A 16,192-nucleotide genomic window follows, 5' to 3' on the forward strand; every position below is an offset into this window, starting at 1 on the left:
ATTAAATTACGTTTTTTTGAATGCGCTGAGATTTCGCGGCTTAATACACCGTATTCACAAGGTGTCTAAGATAGATCAAACGATTTCAGTTGTGAGATTTTTATAACTCAAACTAATTACACCCACTAGTCTGAGTGGGTGTAGTTTAGCAGTTTATAACTTGAGAAATTGTAATTTTTCTTACAGTCGCTAAGCTGAGATTTCAGTTTTGACTTTTATCGTGTTCAGTTCACGAGTGAGATGATCAGGCTTCATAAAGAAAGAACAAATAATTGCAAATACAGCCATCCCCACAATATAACTAATGATTAAATGCGGGCTGCCATCACCAATACTCAAGAGTTTAGTTGCAATAAGCGGAGCTAAGCCCCCTCCTAATACACCTGCAAATTGTACAGAAATGGAAATGCCACTATAACGAATTTCAGCCGGAAATTGACGGGCAAATAGCTGGGCTTGTGGTGCATACATAATGGGGAAAACCACACCAATACCTAACACAATCGCCGTCCAAACCAATACTGGGTCTTTGGTCCCCAACATGGTGAAAAATGGATAGCAATATAATGCCAAGACCAAGAGACCAAACATGAACATATTTCGTTGCCCGACTTTATCCGATAAATGACCACATAATGGCGTCATCACCATAATTAAGCCTGCACCGCAAATCGTTGCAAATAAAATATCCTGACGCGGAATCCCTAATTTGGTGGTGGTATACGCCAAGGCAAATGTAGAGGCAATATAAAACCAAGCATTTTCCGCTGCGCGGGCAAAAATAATCGTCAGCAACTCACGTGGGTGATTTTTAAAGACTTGCATAGCAGGAACTTTAATTTCCTGCGCCTGCTCTTTCACTTTTTCGAAGTCAGGTGATTCAGGCACTTTTACGCGAATATACCAACCTACTCCTAATAGCAAAATGCTGGCAAGGAATGGTAAACGCCATCCCCAACTAAACAAGCTAGCTTCAGGCAGTAAAGAAACAGCGCCTAAAGCAAGAGAAGCCAATAATAAGCCTCCCCCTGCACTGGCCTGAGGTAAACTTCCCCAGAACCCCTTACCACCTTCGGGTGCATGCTCAACTGCCATCAAAACAGCACCGCCCCACTCGCCCCCCATCGCCATACCTTGAATAAATCGAAGAATGACCAAACAGAAGGTTGCCCAATAACCAATACTTTCATAAGTCGGTAACAGTCCAATCAAAACCGTCGGGATCCCCATCATAATCAAGGTGGTTAACAACATGGTTTTACGACCAATCTTGTCGCCAAAGTGTCCAAAAACAATCCCACCTAGCGGTCGTCCGATAAATCCCACCGCATAGGTGGCGAAAGCTGCCAATACCCCAGTTAAAGGGTCTAAATTTGGGAAAAACAATTTATTAAAAATCAGCGCCGCAGCGGCACCATAAATAAAAAAATCGTACCATTCTATGGTCGTTCCCACCATGCTGGAGATTCCAGCCAAACGGTGAGAAGACTTTTTATGTGGAAGACCCGATCCTTGTATCTGCTCCATACCCACCTCTTGCAATTCTTAGTATTGTCTGCTTTCTGTCACGTTTAAAATCTGTCCTGATTTTTAAACCACGTGACTATAACGATATTGGTTATGATTTCATGAGTTTTAAAGCTATGACCACTCATAACTTTAAGAAAAATATTATAAAAGTGAACTAAAATTCACTAATTTATTAATGTGGATTAATCTTGAAACAGAGTCAATCTACTTAATTACTTAAGTAGTTTTTATAAAATGTTTTTTATTTAAATTACATAAACTTAAAAACAAACCCCTGCTTTCTAAGCGCTGAGGATGCACTTAGTTACCCCAATATCTTGATCAAAAATACATCATTAAAAACAAAAGAAAAGATAAAAAGGTAATTTTTTACAATTGCTAATTCAGCACAATTTACTATATTGCTTCATATACTAAGTATGGATACTTATTATGATTCACTATAATAAATTGGCTTTTGATTTTAGCCCTGCACCTATCGTGGTGCTCAGTAATCGGCATATGGTCGAAATGAATCACGCCTTTTCTCAGATGTTTGGTTATGAGCGTGAAGAGCTTCTTCATCACTCCATTATTAAAATTTTCCCCAGTATTGAAGACTATGAGAAAGTCGGAAATGATGCTTTGCAAAGCCTATTGCAGAAAAATAGCCTGCATTATTCGGATCAACGCTTTATGCAGCATAAAAGTGGAGAGATTTTCTGGACACATACCCATGGACGTACACTCACCCCTGAAGATCCTTTTCAATTGATGGTGTGGCATTTTGAACGTAAAGAACAGCATCCGCTGACCAGTAAACAGAAGTTAACCAAACGCGAGTCTGAGATTACGCAACTCCTTGTAAATGGATTAACCTGCAAAGAAATTGCACGAAAACTTGCCTTGTCACATCGTACAGTCGAGGTTCATAAAGCCAATTTAATGAAGAAGCTAGGTGCTCATTCTAAAAGTGAGCTCAGCTCTAAAATTATTATTCAGAATCGACTGACGCATTTTTAAGACGTCATCTTTGTTTGAATGGTTCAACATACTAATGATAAAAAGGCGTAAACCGACTACGCCACTTTTATCACCAGCAAAACAAGCATCTATTTCAATCAAGAACACTTCGCTGTTTGGAAGTTCTTGGTATTTTTACCGCGCGCACATTGGTAAGAGGTTTTCGTCGCAGTTTTTTCCCAGTCGCCATCGACCAACTTAAAGTTATACACGGTACGCACCGACTTTACCGAATCATCTAACAACCCTGTTTCAGTCACTTTAACTTCTGCCGCAGTCGGTGACTCAACCGTATTAAAGTACTGACGGATTTCAACCGTAGCCAACTCATTACGCAAATCTGGACGCTCTTTAAGTACCTGAGCCAACGGCGTATCTGACGAACCGACTTTATTTACTAATTCTTTGGTCGTCGCACAACCAGACAATAATCCCACACATACGGCTGAAGCTAAAATAAGACGCAACATAAATCCCACCCAAAATTCATTATTTATCAGTCCATCATGCCTTTTTTAGGCCTATTACACTATTTAGTAAATGTAATTCAGTTCCTTCAGTCATAAAAAAGCGCATCACCATGGATGCGCTTTTAAAACTCAATTCGAACTTAAAGGTCGAATAATTTACCTGGGTTCATAATTCCGTTTGGATCGAAAACTTGCTTCAATGCCTTCATATATTCAATTTCTTCTGCTGAACGCGTGTAGTCAAGGTATGGTTTTTTGGTCATACCAACACCGTGCTCCGCAGAAATTGAACCGTCGTATTTTTTCACAGTTTCGAAGACATATTTATTCACCACCTGACATTTGGCAAAGAACTCATCCTTGCTTAAATCAGCCGGTTTTAAAATATTTAAGTGTAAATTACCGTCACCAATATGGCCGAACCAGCAGATCTCAAAATCTGGATAGTTACTTGCCACAATCGCATCAATTTCTTTAATAAATGCAGGTACATGCGTAATCAAAACTGAAATGTCGTTTTTGTATGGTGTAAATGGAGCAATCGACTCAGAAATGTCTTCACGTAAACGCCATAAACTTTCCACTTGATCGAGGCTTTGGCTCAACACGCCATCCAGTACCCAGCCTTGTTCCATGCAGTGCTCAAAAATTTCCATCGCCTTGTCCATAATTGGCTCAAATGGCGCTTCAAATTCTAACAATACATAGAATGGACATTCGGTTTCAAATGGACGTTGTACATGACCATGTGCCAACACTTTTTGCATTGCAAGTTCACCAAAGAACTCAAATGCAGTCAGGTCAATTTTTGCTTGAAACGCATGTAGTACAGGCATCACCGCATCAAAGTCAGGCACGCCCAACACCATTACTTGAAGGTCTTGCGGTTGGCGTTCCAATTTGATTTCAGCTTCAGTCACTAAGCCCAGTGTCCCTTCACCACCAATGAATAAATGTTGCAGTGCATAACCCGTCGCGTTTTTGATCATGCCTTTGTTTAGACGCAGCACATCACCCTTACCTGTGACTACAGTTAAACCGAGTACCCAGTTACGCGTCATGCCATATTTAATGACTTTAATACCGCCTGCATTGGTGCCAATGTTTCCACCAATTTGACTCGAACCCGCAGAAGCAAAATCGACTGGGTAATACATGCCTTGCTCTTCAGCATAGTTTTGCAGCTGTTCAGTCACCACGCCTGCTTGGACTCGAACCATACGGTCTGCTGGGAAGAATTCCAAGATTTGGTTCATCTTGTCCATGCTCACCACAATTTCACCGTTGGCAGCGACTGCACCGGCAGATAAGCCAGTACGACCACCTGATGGTGTAATGGCAACATTGAACTCATTTGCAAGTTTCACAACCGCTTGCACTTGTTCCGTGCTCGATGGGAAAACGATGACTGACGGGTTTGGATCAAAATGTTTGGTATGATCGCGTCCCCAATTTTCAAGGCTATCCACATCGGTTTTAATGCGGTTTTCACCTACAATTGCTGTCAATTGGGTCAATAACTCTGGGGTTAAAGCGACTGGAGCATTCATCGTTTTCAGACCTTGCAAGAAGTAAACAAGTTGTTTGTGGCGCTAGGGTTCTCTGCATGAAAAGCGCTTCATTTCAGTCTTTCCATGCCCTAAGGCTCAGGCAGTTCGTGAGGATTTAAGCAGCAGTGTGCAACTGGCTTATTTTCACGGAGTCATATTATAAGGCATTTTTTCTGTTTCCCGCAGAAAAAGCTGTTTTATTCAGGATACCTTTGAAATGATTAGTTTAATTAGACCAAAAAGACTTTTTTACGCACCATAGAGGCTAAAAATACCCAGCAGAGTCCGCATAAAGGAAATGTATATCGGGCGCGGTACGTGCTATTATATCGCCACTAAATTTGGCCTTTGTAGCGGAGCCGTAATGAGCCAACATCTTTCACTTCCTAAAGATAAAATTCGTTTCTTGTTGTTAGAAGGCGTTCACCAAAACGCAATCGACACACTAAATGCTGCCGGATACACCAACATCGATTATCGTAAAACTGCGCTTGAAGGTGAAGCGTTGAAAGAAGCGATTAAAGATGCACATTTCATTGGTATTCGTTCCCGTACACAACTCACTGAAGAAGTGTTTGAAGCAGCGAATAAATTAATCGCTGTTGGTTGTTTCTGTATTGGTACCAACCAAGTGAACTTAAATGCTGCGATGGTTCGTGGTATTCCAGTATTTAACGCACCATACTCAAATACACGTTCAGTGGCTGAACTTGTACTTGCTGAAGCTATCCTTCTTCTTCGCCGTGTACCTGAAAAATCGACAGATACACATGCAGGTGGTTGGAACAAGTCAGCTGTTGGTTCGTTCGAAACTCGTGGCAAAACTTTAGGGATTGTCGGTTACGGTTCAATCGGTTCACAACTTTCTGTCCTTGCTGAAAGCTTAGGTATGAAAGTGATCTACTTCGACACAGTAACGAAACTACCATTAGGTAATGCACGTCAAGTCGGTAGCTTAAACGAACTTTTAGCCAATGCTGATGTTGTTTCTTTGCATGTACCTGATGTTCCGTCTACACGTAACTTCATGACCAAAGAAAAATTTGCACAAATGAAAGAAGGTGCAATCTTCATCAATGCGGCACGTGGTACATGTGTCGTGATTGAAGACTTAGCAGATGCCTTGAAATCAGGTCATGTTGCTGGTGCTGCGGTTGACGTGTTCCCGAAAGAACCAAAAGCCAATGGTGAAGAGTTCATTTCTCCACTACGTAACATTCCAAACGTGATCTTAACCCCTCACGTGGGTGGTTCGACTATGGAAGCGCAAGCGAACATTGGTTTAGAAGTGGCTGAGAAATTCGTTTCTTATTCAGATAAAGGCATGACTTTATCTGCGGTGAACTTCCCAGAAATCGCGTTACCGTTGACCGAAGGAAAACACCGTTTACTTCACATCCACAAAAACGTGCCAGGCGTGTTGTCAAAAATCAACAACTTGTTTGCTGAACACGGCATCAACATTTCTGGTCAGTCTTTAATGACCAAAGGTGATGTTGGTTACTTGGTGATGGATGTAGACGCAACAGCATCTCAAGAAGCTTTAGATACTCTACAAGACGTTGAAGGCACAATCCGCGTTCGCGTATTGTTCTAATTCGACTCTATTTAAAAACCACAGCTGCCAAGCTGTGGTTTTTTTATTTTTGAATACTTGTTAAAATTTTATGTGCGACCCAAACACATTCTCCGCTACGTTTTGCAAGTATTCACTTCCCTATCTAGTATTCTAATAATGCCAAATCTAAAAAGTACTCCCCACCTCCAAGCGACCTTTTTATTGCTGATTGCAATGCTCAGCTTGCAAAGTAGTGGTTCACTGGCCAAAGTGCTGTTCGATCAATTTCCCATTTTAACCGTTTCCGCCATGCGCTTGCTGTTGGGATCAATCATTTTGGCCGTATTGTTTAAAATTTGGCAGGTTGATTTTAAGCAAGTTAAATATAAAGCCATTCTCAGCTATGGTTTTGCTTTGGCAGGCATGAACCTATTGTTTTATTTATCCATTGCTCGCCTGCCGCTCGGCATTGCAGTGTCGTTTGAGTTTATTGGCCCGCTCAGTGTTGCTCTGTTTTATGCCAAACAACGCTTTGACTTTGTTTGGGTCGGGCTGGCTATTTTAGGCTTGGTTTTACTGTTTCCTTTCGACCAAGCAGCTCAACCTTTAGATCCTCTTGGGATCGCATTTGCACTAGGTGCAGGTGCATGTTGGGCCTTGTATATCGTGGCGGGACAGCGCCCATCGGGTGTTTCGGGAAATCATACCGTGTGCTTAGGTATGTTTGTCGGCATGCTGATATTAATGCCGCTCGCCCTATTTAGTGGTTTACCCACAAATGTGTTTGAACCCTCAAACCTGATCTATTTCGTGGCGTTGGCAGTTTTGGCCAGCGCTTTGCCTTTTAGCTTGGAAATGATTGCGCTACGTAATTTAACCGCTTTAAGTTTTGGAACGCTCATGAGTCTTGAACCTGCTATCGCAGCACTGTCTGGTTTTGTATTTCTAGGCGAACAACTATTGTGGTCACAGTGGCTTGCGCTCAGTGTGATTATCATGGCGTCTATTGGTTGTACTTATACAGCCCAGAAAAACCGCCAAGCCGCAGTTTAAACGATGTGATTCAATGTTTGAATTTAGCTTTTAAATCCAAAGGCTGTATCGATTACTTTTAAATTCATGTCGTTGCATTTAAAAAATCAGCTTATTCAGCATCCAACTTGGGTGCTGAATCGTTATACTAATCCACCTTCTAAAAAAAACAGGTCGCTATGACCTAATGTGTGCATGATGCCTAATTCTCAACTGATGGCAGTGATGTTCATGGTCTTGTCCATGCTGTCCTATCAAATCAGTGCTTCTTTTGCCAAGCAGTTGATTGCCGTGCTAGATCCTCTCACCGTGGTGACCCTTAGACTGTGCTTTGCCGCAATTTTAATTGTGCTGATGTTCCGCTCATGGAGCATCATTAAACGCCTACCGCATTTAAAGTGGAAAGATTTACTCAGTTATACAGCAGCCTTATGCCTCATGAATATTTTATTCTACGCTTCGCTGGGTAAACTGCCGCAAGGTATTGCCGTAGGTTTAGAGTTTTTAGGCCCTTTAACTTTAGCGCTACTCTCGATCAAACAACGTCGTGATTATATTTGGGTCGGATTAGCGATTTTAGGCATTGCACTGATGGTGCCGTGGCATCAAGCCAATGCAACCAACTTCTCCTTCTTAGGAGCCGCATTTGCGGTTTCAGCGGGTGCTTGCTGGGCGCTCTATATTTATTTTGGGCAAAAAGTCGTCCGTCAAAATATCGGCATGCATGCTCTCAGTATTGCTATTGTGATCTCAGCCTTGGTGCTTCTGCCCATTAGTGCCACGCATAACCCAACAGCGCTGATGCAAACGGAATACTGGCCCAAAGCCTTATTGATTGCACTACTCGCCACAACCATTCCTTATGCTCTAGACCTCATGGCTTTGAAACGTTTAAGTAAGCTCAGCTATGGGACGCTTTCAAGTTTGTCGCCGGCTTTAGCAGCCTTGGCAGGTTGGTTACTACTGAAAGAACAAATTAGCATGTGGCAAACGTTAGCGCTAGTTTGCATTATGATTGCCTCCGTTGGTGTTACCTTTAGAGCCAAACCGCAAAGTGATGACGCTCTTTAAATCACAAAAGATGGCACTCGCCATCTTTTGTTTAAAATGGACTTAAACCAAACTGTCTTTTTCAATTTTTTTGTACTTTTTGTATTCCTGCTGATACTGCTTGGCGAGTGCAGTCTTTTGAGCATCGCGTAAAATTTTTCCTGCTTGCTGAAAGAAACCATGTTCCTCTTCTTGTAAGTGATGATGTACCGTTTCCGATAATTTTTTTGCAATTGCCAACCAGCCCGGATTTGAGAATTCAGTCTCGGTCAATTGTTCCAATAACTCATCCATTTTATGGTGTTCTGCCAAAGCATGGCGGGTAATGTTGAGGCCCGAATCAGTCATCATTAACGGGATATAAAAATAACGGTCTTCTGCCACAGCATGAGCAAATAATTCATTTTTAAGGCGTTCAAATAGCTCACGGCGCTCAGGCGTATCCCCTGAAGTTTGGAGTAGTCGTTCAGCCAAATTTCGTTGTATAACGTGACTTTCTCTTAAGGCTTCAAATATATTCATTCTATGCTCCAGTTCCGTTCAACTTAAAACATCATTTTTTATTGAATTGGCACAGCGTTGAGTGCACTGTATTGATCTTAAATGCAATAAACGAGAAATGAGGTCACAGACTGCGCGTTTTTTGTAATGAAGTTTTAAAGGTATCGCACCATTACATCCAAAACATTTGATAGCTCAATCTTACAATCAGAATCGTCACCAAAATAAGAAATAAAATGCGGATAAAACCACTGCCATATTTCAGCGCCATTTTTACCCCACAAATAGACCCGATCATATTTGCAACGGCCATCGTGCCTCCCACAGCAAAAAGCACATGCCCCGAGGGAATGAAAAAGCTTAGCGCTGCAAGATTGGTCATCACATTGCCAATTTTAGCCAATGCCGCCGCATGCAAAAAATCAACGCGTAAATAGCGAATAAAATAGAAAATAAAGAAACTGCCCGTACCTGGGCCAAACAAACCATCATAAAAGCCAATGGCTAAACTTCCGATTCCCGCCAACAGCAAAATTTTAGGCGTCACACGCTGCGCCATATGCACTTGCCCAAATTGCTTCTTCATGAAGGTATATACCGCCATCACAATTAACATGACCAAGACAAAGGGTTGGAGGACTTCTTTTGGAATCATGGCGACACTGGCCGCGCCCCCAAATGAACTGATGGTGGCACACACTGCGACCACAGCCAAAAGTTTCCATTCAAAGCGCACTTTACGGGCAAAGGAAACGGCTGAAGTGGCTGTACCCACCACTGCCGCTAATTTGTTGGTGCCAAATAAAGTGGCAGGTGCCATCGACGGAAATGCATTCATCAAAGCGGGAATTTGGATCAGCCCACCACCACCGACGGCAGCGTCAATTGCGCCTGCACAAAAGGCAAAAAAGATCAGACTGATAATAATGTCGATGTCCACGCCTTGTCCTTTTTACCGAGTGATATATTTCGATTATAGATTTAAAACCCGCTTTGGAACCAATCTTTTCTTATCAGTAATTTCAGCTAAGCCTAAGCATTTTTCCCCATCGAAAACCAAGACCTGTGCTTCGGCTGTATGCTCAATATTACTTTCCATACCGCGACTAAAGTATTCACTGCGTCCTTCTGGAACTTGTACTTTAGGAAAATGATCTACAGGTGCATATACAGGTAACAACAGTGCTTCGCGCTCTTGTTCAGACAAACTTTCCAAATACTCAATGGTATAACTTGGAATCAGATCAAAATGACCTGTTTTAATGCGGTGTAAATAAGTTAAATGACCATAAGTACCCAATGCCTTCGCAATATCTTCGCCTAAAACACGAATATATGTGCCTTTCGAGCAGGTAATATCAAGGGTGACACTGTCTGCTGTGAATGAAAGCAGCTCAATCGCAGAGATGGCAACTGGACGTGCTTCACGCTCAATCTCAATCCCTTTACGGGCTAACTCATATAAAGGACGACCATCTTTCTTCAAAGCGGAATACATTGGTGGCACTTGCTGAATATCACCCATAAACTGAACCAAAACGGCTTCAATCAACTCTTTGGTTAACTCAGGTACAGCCTGCTCTAACAACCGTTCGCCTTCCACATCACCTGTGGTAGTACTGTGCCCCAGCTGAATGGTGGTTTGATAGCGCTTCACCGAATCCAACAAAAAGTGCGAAAACTTGGTCGCTTCGCCCAAACAAATCGGCAGCAGTCCTGATGCCAATGGATCAAGCGCTCCTGTATGCCCCGCCTTTTGCGCACGGTATAACCAACGCACTTTTTGCAATGCCGCATTTGAACTGATCCCCAATGGCTTATTCAATAAAAATACACCATTCACGGCACGGCGCTGAATTTTTGAAGCAGATGATTTCATAACATAGACACGTCTTAAAGCTGCCGCAATACTATCAACCGCTTGTCTAGTTTTACAACTTTTCTGTTGTTTATTTGCCCTTTTGTTTCAGAATAAATCGAGTTCAGTCATATGAACCAAATAAAAAATACAATAGGGATGTTAGGCATAGGATATGCAAAAAAAGAAATTATGGCTCATTTTCGCCGTGATCATCGTTGTCATTCTTGGTTTTCTCATTTGGCTCGCACCCAATGCAACTGTTGGCTCAAACCAAGGGCCGATTAGCTCTAGTGCTCAAAATACGACAGGCTTACCACCCTCAGCGTCAGACTTGCCACATGCTTCAGGGCTGCCTTTTGTCAGTAACAGCCAACAGGACACCGAAATCAACTGCCAACTGGTGCTCGACCAAGGTAATCGCTTAGTTGTTAATGAACAAACACGTAACTGTTTTGAATATTTTATCACCCAATATGGTGAAAAAAATATTGACCAGATCAAGCAAGATTTTAAAGCCTATATCCAGCAAGGTTATCAAGAACCTGCGCTTAAGCAAATTTTAGATCTTTGGACTCGTTATTTAGATTATCGTGTGCAATTGGGTAGTCTGAAGGAGCCAAGCCTAGATAAAGAAGACCCCGAGTACTATCGTAAAATTTTTACTTTGATGAAAAACCTACGTAGCCAGTTCTTTTCCGACTATGAAATCGAAGGCCTCTTTGGCGCTGAAAATACCTACCATGAATATACCTTAGACCGTATGAGCATCATGGCAGATCAATCCTTAACTGAAGTACAGAAAGCGCAGAAACTGAAAGAACTGTTTGCTCAACTGCCCGAAGATTGGAAAGAAAACCTAGAACAACTCTCCAAACTCGAAGATCTGCGTAAACTGACCTCAGATATTAAAGCGCGCGGCGGCTCTGCTGAAGAAATTCGCCAAATGCGCCAGAATCTTGTCGGTGCCGAAGCGACCGTACGCTTAGAAAAACTTGACCAAGATCGAAGCAATTGGAAATCTCGGGTCAATACTTACTTAGAACAACGCGACAACATTCTTAAAAGCAATATGAATCAAGATGCGCAGCAGCAAGCCATTCAAAAACTACGTGATCAACAGTTTAATAATTCACAAGAACAACTTCGACTAGGAGCCTTTGAAACCACGCATGACACAGGAGGAAAACTTCCGTTCGCAGATTAAAGCTATACCGTGTTTGACTTTTTCAGGATGAAAAAAATGTTTATAACGAAAAGAATGATACAAACAATGTCACTCGTAGGTCTGGTTACCAGCCTTGGACTCAGCGCAACCACAGCCACAGCTAGATTACAGACGGTGACTGCAAGCGTAAAAAGTAATTATGCTCAAACTAAATATCCATTGCTATTTACCCATGGCATGTTTGGGTTCAGCCGAGTGGGCGTTGCCGAACTTGGACTGGACTACTGGTATCAAATTTTACCCGACTTGGCTCGAAATGGTGCAACCACCTTTGCAGCACAAATTTCCCCACTTGAATCAACTGAAGTACGTGGTGAACAGTTACTACAACAAGTTGAAGAAGTCATCGCCCTGACTGGCAAGCCCAAAGTTAATTTGATTGGGCATAGCCATGGTGGACCAACCATTCGCTATGTAGAAGCAGTTAAACCGCAATATGTGGCCTCACTGACAGGCGTGGGAGCAACGTTTAGAGGTTCAAAAGTAGCTGATCAGCTTCTTGCCAATAAAGGCGGAACACAACTCCTCAGCCTAGCGGCAGATTATATTATTGGTCCTATGCTTGCCTATGGACACAGCAACCCTGCATTAAAAAGCAATTTAACGGCATCGCTCACCTCAATTAGTGAGCAAGGTTCCCTTGTTTTTAATCAGAAATATCCAACATCAGCACTGGCTTCAGACTGTAACAAGAGCGGTGCAACATCCAGCAATGGCGTATATTACTATTCGTGGACAGGCACATCTCAAGTCACGAACATTCTCGATGTTGCAGATAGTGCGATCTCACTGTTAGGGCCTTTAGCCTATGGCCATTTAGACAATGATGGTTTGGTGGCACGCTGTAGTACACACTTCGGTAAAGTCATCCGTGATAACTATGACTGGAACCATTTAGATGAGGTCAACCAAGTTATGGGGCTACGTGGACTATTTAGCGCAGACCCTGTTGATGTCTATCGCCAACATGCCAATCGCTTAAAACTTCAAGGACTCTAGTTCTATTTTTCCCTTCGAATCTTTACCGTTTCGGAGGGATGCCTCCTAGAATTATCCAGTTACAAACTGTATTTAATTTAATCGGATTTCTCTACGCTCTTCCTCCCTCACCTTTATACTCATTTTTGACAACTTAAATTGTCGTCATAAAAAATAAAAAATGAGGATGATCAATGAAATATGGATTATTGATAGCTGGACTGCTGTCGACCTGCGCACTTGCTGCTACACAAACGCAAGCAGCCGCTTCACAAATTAAATCAAACTACGTTGCCTCTAATTATGCAAAGACCAAATACCCTTTGGTTTTTGCACATGGTATGGGGGGCTGGATTCGAGCAGGAACCGATGAACTTGGTGTGGATTACTGGTATCAAATCTTGCCAGATTTAGCCCGTAACGGTGCAAACGCATGGGCAACACGCGTTTCGCCATTCAACACATCTGAAGTTCGTGGTGAACAACTGCTGCAACAAGTTGATGAAATCTTAGCGATTACAGGAGCACCCAAAGTCAATTTGCTTGGTCATAGTCACGGCGGACATAGTATTGCCTATGTCTCAAATGTTATGCCCAATAAAACCGCGTCTGCAACAGCCATTTCTAGTCCTTTAAAAGGCTCTCCTGTGGCGGATTTGATTATTTCCGCGCAAGGTACGCCGCTAGAACAACCGCTGGTAGGCTTAATCAACTTTGGGTCCAAGGCTATTGTTTGGGCACAACAGCAAAATCCAAACTCACTTCCACATGATGCACTTGGTGCTGGTAAAAGTTTGAGTCAAGCTGGGTCTAAAGCTTTTGCACAGAAATATCCATTGGGTATGCCAAAAACAAGCTGTGGTGAAGGTTTAGCGAAAGAGAATGGGGTTTATTTTTACTCTTTCTCTGGCAACTCAACATTAACCAATATTCTTGATCCAGACTCATTATTGGGTGCGACAGGCTTACTCATGCAAGCGCCCAATGATAATGATGGCTTAGTCTCACGTTGTAGTGCCAAGTATGGCAAGACCGTGCGCGATAACTATAATTGGAACCATTTAGATGTGATTAACCAGTTCTTTGGTCTACGTTCTATTTTTGCTCCAGACCCTGTGGATGTTTATCGTCAACACGCCAACCGTTTGAAGCTTCAAGGACTCTAAAATTTAGGCATAAAAAATGCGCCATTGGGCGCATTTTTTTACTCGTATAAAACTTAAAATTAAGCTTTAACTTTACGAGCTGGCAACTTTTCACGAATACGTGCAGCTTTACCAGACAATTCACGTAGGTAGTAAAGTTTAGCACGACGAACGTCACCACGACGTTTCACTTCGATTTTAGCAACGATTGGAGAGTGAGTTTGGAAAACACGCTCAACACCAACACCGCTAGAAATTTTACGTACTGTGAACGCAGAGTTCAAACCACGGTTTTTCTTCGCGATTACAACACCTTCAAATGCCTGAAGACGCTCACGGTCACCCTCTTTTACTTTAACCTGAACGATAACTGTATCGCCTGGTGCAAAAGCTGGGATGTCTTGTTTAAGCTGTGCATTTTCAACAGCTTGTACTAAAGGATGCTTACCGCTCATGGGGTATCTCCAATATGTGCGGGTCAGAAGAGGTCTGATATCCGCTGGGTATAGAGGCTAAATCGCATAGACCCGATTATCTTTCTCTTTATGCTTGACCACTTCAATGCACAAAGAGCCTGTTAAAAGAATACTCTCAATTAAGTATTCAAATCTGTTAGCCATTTCTTTTGCTGCTTCGTCAACTCCACATTTTCCACCAACTCAGGTCGGCGTTGTTGTGTTCGTTGATAACGCTGCAAAAACCGCCATTTCTCAATATTGGCATGATGTCCCGACTTTAAGACTTCAGGGACATCCAAACCTTCAAAATGGTCTGGCTTGGTATATTGTGGGCAGTCCAAAAGACCATCCACAAATGAGTCTTGCACATGAGACTGTTCATCAGACATTGCACCCGGAAGTCTCCGAATAATACTGTCTAATAAAACCATCGCAGGAAGCTCACCACCCGATAAAACGTAATCCCCTATGGACCATTCCTGATCAACATATTTTTGGATCAAACGTTCATCGACCCCTTCATAACGACCACACAATACAATCAATCCATCATAGTCGACAAACTGTTGTACTGCAGGCTCATTTAAGGTTTTTCCTTGCGGTGACATATACACCACAGGAACATGAACTACACCTGCTTGCATGGCAAGCTCTTTGGCATGTTGAATTGCTTTTGCCAGAGGCTCAGCCATCATCACCATACCAGGACCACCGCCAAATGGACGTTCATCCACTCGTTTGTAGTTGCCCTCAGCATAATCACGAGGATTAATACAAGTTACTTGTACTAAATCACTTTTTGCTGCACGCCCGCTAATACCGTAGGCTGTAATCGCTTCAAACATTTCAGGAAAAAGCGTAATGACTGCAAAAAACATCGCAGACCCCCGTATTTCCAAAAATAATTAGTAATCTACGCCCCAATTAACGTAGATACGACCAGCTTCGAGATCAACGCGTTGCACCACATCTTTATGCCATGGAATCATACGCTCTTCAGCATCAACGCTGTCTGGTGTTGCGTGAACCACCATCACATCATTGGCACCTGTCTCAAACATTTCATGGATTTTTCCAAGATTTACTTCTTGTTCTTCATCATCCAAACCTAACACTGTTAAGCCTTTCAAATCTGACCAGTAAAACTCATCCATTCCTGCTTTAGGAAGTTGCGCTTTTGAAATCCAAACATTTGCGCCAACTAGGTTATCTGCTGCAGTGCGATCAATGACGCCTTTGAGCGAAACAACTAAGCCTTTGCCATGCGGTTTCCAACGTTTTACATCTATTGTTTGCCAACCTGCTTTGGTTTCAATGTACCAAGGCAGATAGTCAAAGATGTTGCTCATCGGTTCTGTATTGGAATAGATCCAGAGCCACCCATTTAATCCATATGCTGAACGTAACTGTCCAATCTGAATACGATCTTCGGGAACATTCTGTGTTGGTGTCATGGGCTACCTACTACTTAATTAGCAAAAATTATGCAGTAGCTGCAGCTTTCTTAGCTTGAGCAGCTAAAGAAGCAACACGTTCAGATGGTTGAGCACCTTGAGCAACCCAGTGTGCAAAACGATCAGCATCTAAACGAAGTTTTTCTGCTTTACCTTGAGCTGTTGGGTTGAAGAAACCAATACGTTCGATGAAACGACCGTCACGTGCATTACGGCTATCAGTTACAATAACTTGATAGAACGGACGTTTTTTAGCACCACCGCGTGCAAGACGAATAACTACCATGATACAACCTTATAGTTTTTACGGATTATCCCTGCCCCGACCACCGGAACATTTCAAACCCCTTTCATAGAGGGCAATATTTTACGTTATCT

The 16,192-nt window shown here is 42.5% G+C and carries 17 protein-coding genes; 7 read left to right on the top strand and 10 right to left on the bottom strand.

The annotated features are described in order from the left end of the window. Window positions 1-189: 189 nt before the first annotated feature. Window positions 190-1,527 (bottom strand): MFS transporter, encoded by a 1,338-nt coding sequence (locus KVY11_RS07415; RefSeq protein ID WP_218288562.1) that lies wholly within the window; start codon window positions 1,525-1,527, stop codon window positions 190-192. Window positions 1,528-1,962: 435 nt separating this feature from the next. On the opposite strand from KVY11_RS07415, the gene KVY11_RS07420 reads away from it, so the two are divergent. Then, window positions 1,963-2,532 (top strand): LuxR C-terminal-related transcriptional regulator, encoded by a 570-nt coding sequence (locus tag KVY11_RS07420; RefSeq protein ID WP_256350713.1) that lies wholly within the window; start codon window positions 1,963-1,965, stop codon window positions 2,530-2,532. Window positions 2,533-2,630: 98 nt separating this feature from the next. Here KVY11_RS07420 and KVY11_RS07425 read toward each other — a convergent pair whose 3' ends face one another. Then, window positions 2,631-3,002, bottom strand: coding sequence for a hypothetical protein (locus KVY11_RS07425; RefSeq protein WP_004978014.1), 372 nt, complete (start codon window positions 3,000-3,002; stop codon window positions 2,631-2,633). 140 nt (window positions 3,003-3,142) lie between these two features. Beyond that, window positions 3,143-4,552 carry an FAD-binding oxidoreductase gene (locus KVY11_RS07430; RefSeq protein WP_218288563.1) on the bottom strand — a complete coding sequence of 470 codons (1,410 nt, stop codon included), beginning with the start codon at window positions 4,550-4,552 and terminating at the stop codon, window positions 3,143-3,145. Between the two features lie 364 nt (window positions 4,553-4,916). Here KVY11_RS07430 and serA point away from each other — a divergent pair, with 364 nt between their 5' ends. The 3 genes from serA to KVY11_RS07445 all read left to right on the top strand — a co-directional run bounded on the left by serA (window position 4,917) and on the right by KVY11_RS07445 (window position 8,213). Then, window positions 4,917-6,149, top strand: a complete 1,233-nt coding sequence (serA, locus tag KVY11_RS07435) for a phosphoglycerate dehydrogenase (protein WP_004691438.1) — start codon at window positions 4,917-4,919, stop codon at window positions 6,147-6,149. A 138-nt stretch (window positions 6,150-6,287) separates the two neighbouring features. Beyond that, the gene (locus KVY11_RS07440) at window positions 6,288-7,163 is read left to right on the top strand and encodes an EamA family transporter (protein ID WP_078425491.1); all 876 of its coding nucleotides are present in this window, start codon (window positions 6,288-6,290) and stop codon (window positions 7,161-7,163) included. 177 nt (window positions 7,164-7,340) lie between these two features. Continuing rightward, window positions 7,341-8,213: a DMT family transporter gene (locus tag KVY11_RS07445; protein ID WP_087011720.1), complete on the top strand. Its 873-nt coding sequence runs from the start codon at window positions 7,341-7,343 to the stop codon at window positions 8,211-8,213. A gap of 42 nt (window positions 8,214-8,255) precedes the next feature. On the opposite strand, the gene KVY11_RS07450 is transcribed toward KVY11_RS07445, so the two are convergent. From KVY11_RS07450 to truB, 3 genes are all read right to left on the bottom strand, one after another. Continuing rightward, window positions 8,256-8,714, bottom strand: coding sequence for a hemerythrin domain-containing protein (locus KVY11_RS07450; protein WP_218288564.1), 459 nt, complete (start codon window positions 8,712-8,714; stop codon window positions 8,256-8,258). Between the two features lie 151 nt (window positions 8,715-8,865). Further along, window positions 8,866-9,633: a TSUP family transporter gene (locus KVY11_RS07455; RefSeq protein ID WP_168158645.1), complete on the bottom strand. Its 768-nt coding sequence runs from the start codon at window positions 9,631-9,633 to the stop codon at window positions 8,866-8,868. A 33-nt stretch (window positions 9,634-9,666) separates the two neighbouring features. Beyond that, window positions 9,667-10,572: a tRNA pseudouridine(55) synthase TruB gene (truB, locus tag KVY11_RS07460; RefSeq protein ID WP_218288565.1), complete on the bottom strand. Its 906-nt coding sequence runs from the start codon at window positions 10,570-10,572 to the stop codon at window positions 9,667-9,669. A gap of 154 nt (window positions 10,573-10,726) precedes the next feature. Here truB and KVY11_RS07465 point away from each other — a divergent pair, with 154 nt between their 5' ends. The 3 genes from KVY11_RS07465 (at window position 10,727) to KVY11_RS07475 (ending at window position 13,923) form a co-directional block, all read left to right on the top strand. Beyond that, window positions 10,727-11,758, top strand: a complete 1,032-nt coding sequence (locus tag KVY11_RS07465) for a lipase secretion chaperone (RefSeq protein ID WP_218288566.1) — start codon at window positions 10,727-10,729, stop codon at window positions 11,756-11,758. Window positions 11,759-11,824: 66 nt separating this feature from the next. Beyond that, a complete protein-coding gene (locus tag KVY11_RS07470; RefSeq protein ID WP_371315983.1) occupies window positions 11,825-12,778 on the top strand; it encodes an esterase/lipase family protein in 954 nt (317 codons plus the stop codon). Window positions 12,779-12,951: 173 nt separating this feature from the next. Continuing rightward, window positions 12,952-13,923, top strand: a complete 972-nt coding sequence (locus KVY11_RS07475; RefSeq protein WP_218288568.1) for a triacylglycerol lipase — start codon at window positions 12,952-12,954, stop codon at window positions 13,921-13,923. Between the two features lie 59 nt (window positions 13,924-13,982). On the opposite strand, the gene rplS is transcribed toward KVY11_RS07475, so the two are convergent. The 4 genes from rplS to rpsP all read right to left on the bottom strand — a co-directional run bounded on the left by rplS (window position 13,983) and on the right by rpsP (window position 16,100). Next, window positions 13,983-14,357 carry a 50S ribosomal protein L19 gene (gene rplS, locus KVY11_RS07480; RefSeq protein ID WP_004691454.1) on the bottom strand — a complete coding sequence of 125 codons (375 nt, stop codon included), beginning with the start codon at window positions 14,355-14,357 and terminating at the stop codon, window positions 13,983-13,985. Between the two features lie 140 nt (window positions 14,358-14,497). Beyond that, a complete protein-coding gene (trmD, locus tag KVY11_RS07485; protein WP_178895943.1) occupies window positions 14,498-15,238 on the bottom strand; it encodes a tRNA (guanosine(37)-N1)-methyltransferase TrmD in 741 nt (246 codons plus the stop codon). A gap of 27 nt (window positions 15,239-15,265) precedes the next feature. After that, window positions 15,266-15,814 (bottom strand): ribosome maturation factor RimM, encoded by a 549-nt coding sequence (rimM, locus tag KVY11_RS07490; RefSeq protein WP_004978035.1) that lies wholly within the window; start codon window positions 15,812-15,814, stop codon window positions 15,266-15,268. A 28-nt stretch (window positions 15,815-15,842) separates the two neighbouring features. Beyond that, window positions 15,843-16,100, bottom strand: coding sequence for a 30S ribosomal protein S16 (gene rpsP / locus KVY11_RS07495; RefSeq protein WP_004718284.1), 258 nt, complete (start codon window positions 16,098-16,100; stop codon window positions 15,843-15,845). Window positions 16,101-16,192: the final 92 nt, after the last annotated feature.

Origin of the sequence: Acinetobacter sp. CWB-G5 (assembly GCF_019209785.1) — a bacterium.
Lineage (GTDB): Bacteria > Pseudomonadota > Gammaproteobacteria > Pseudomonadales > Moraxellaceae > Acinetobacter > Acinetobacter johnsonii.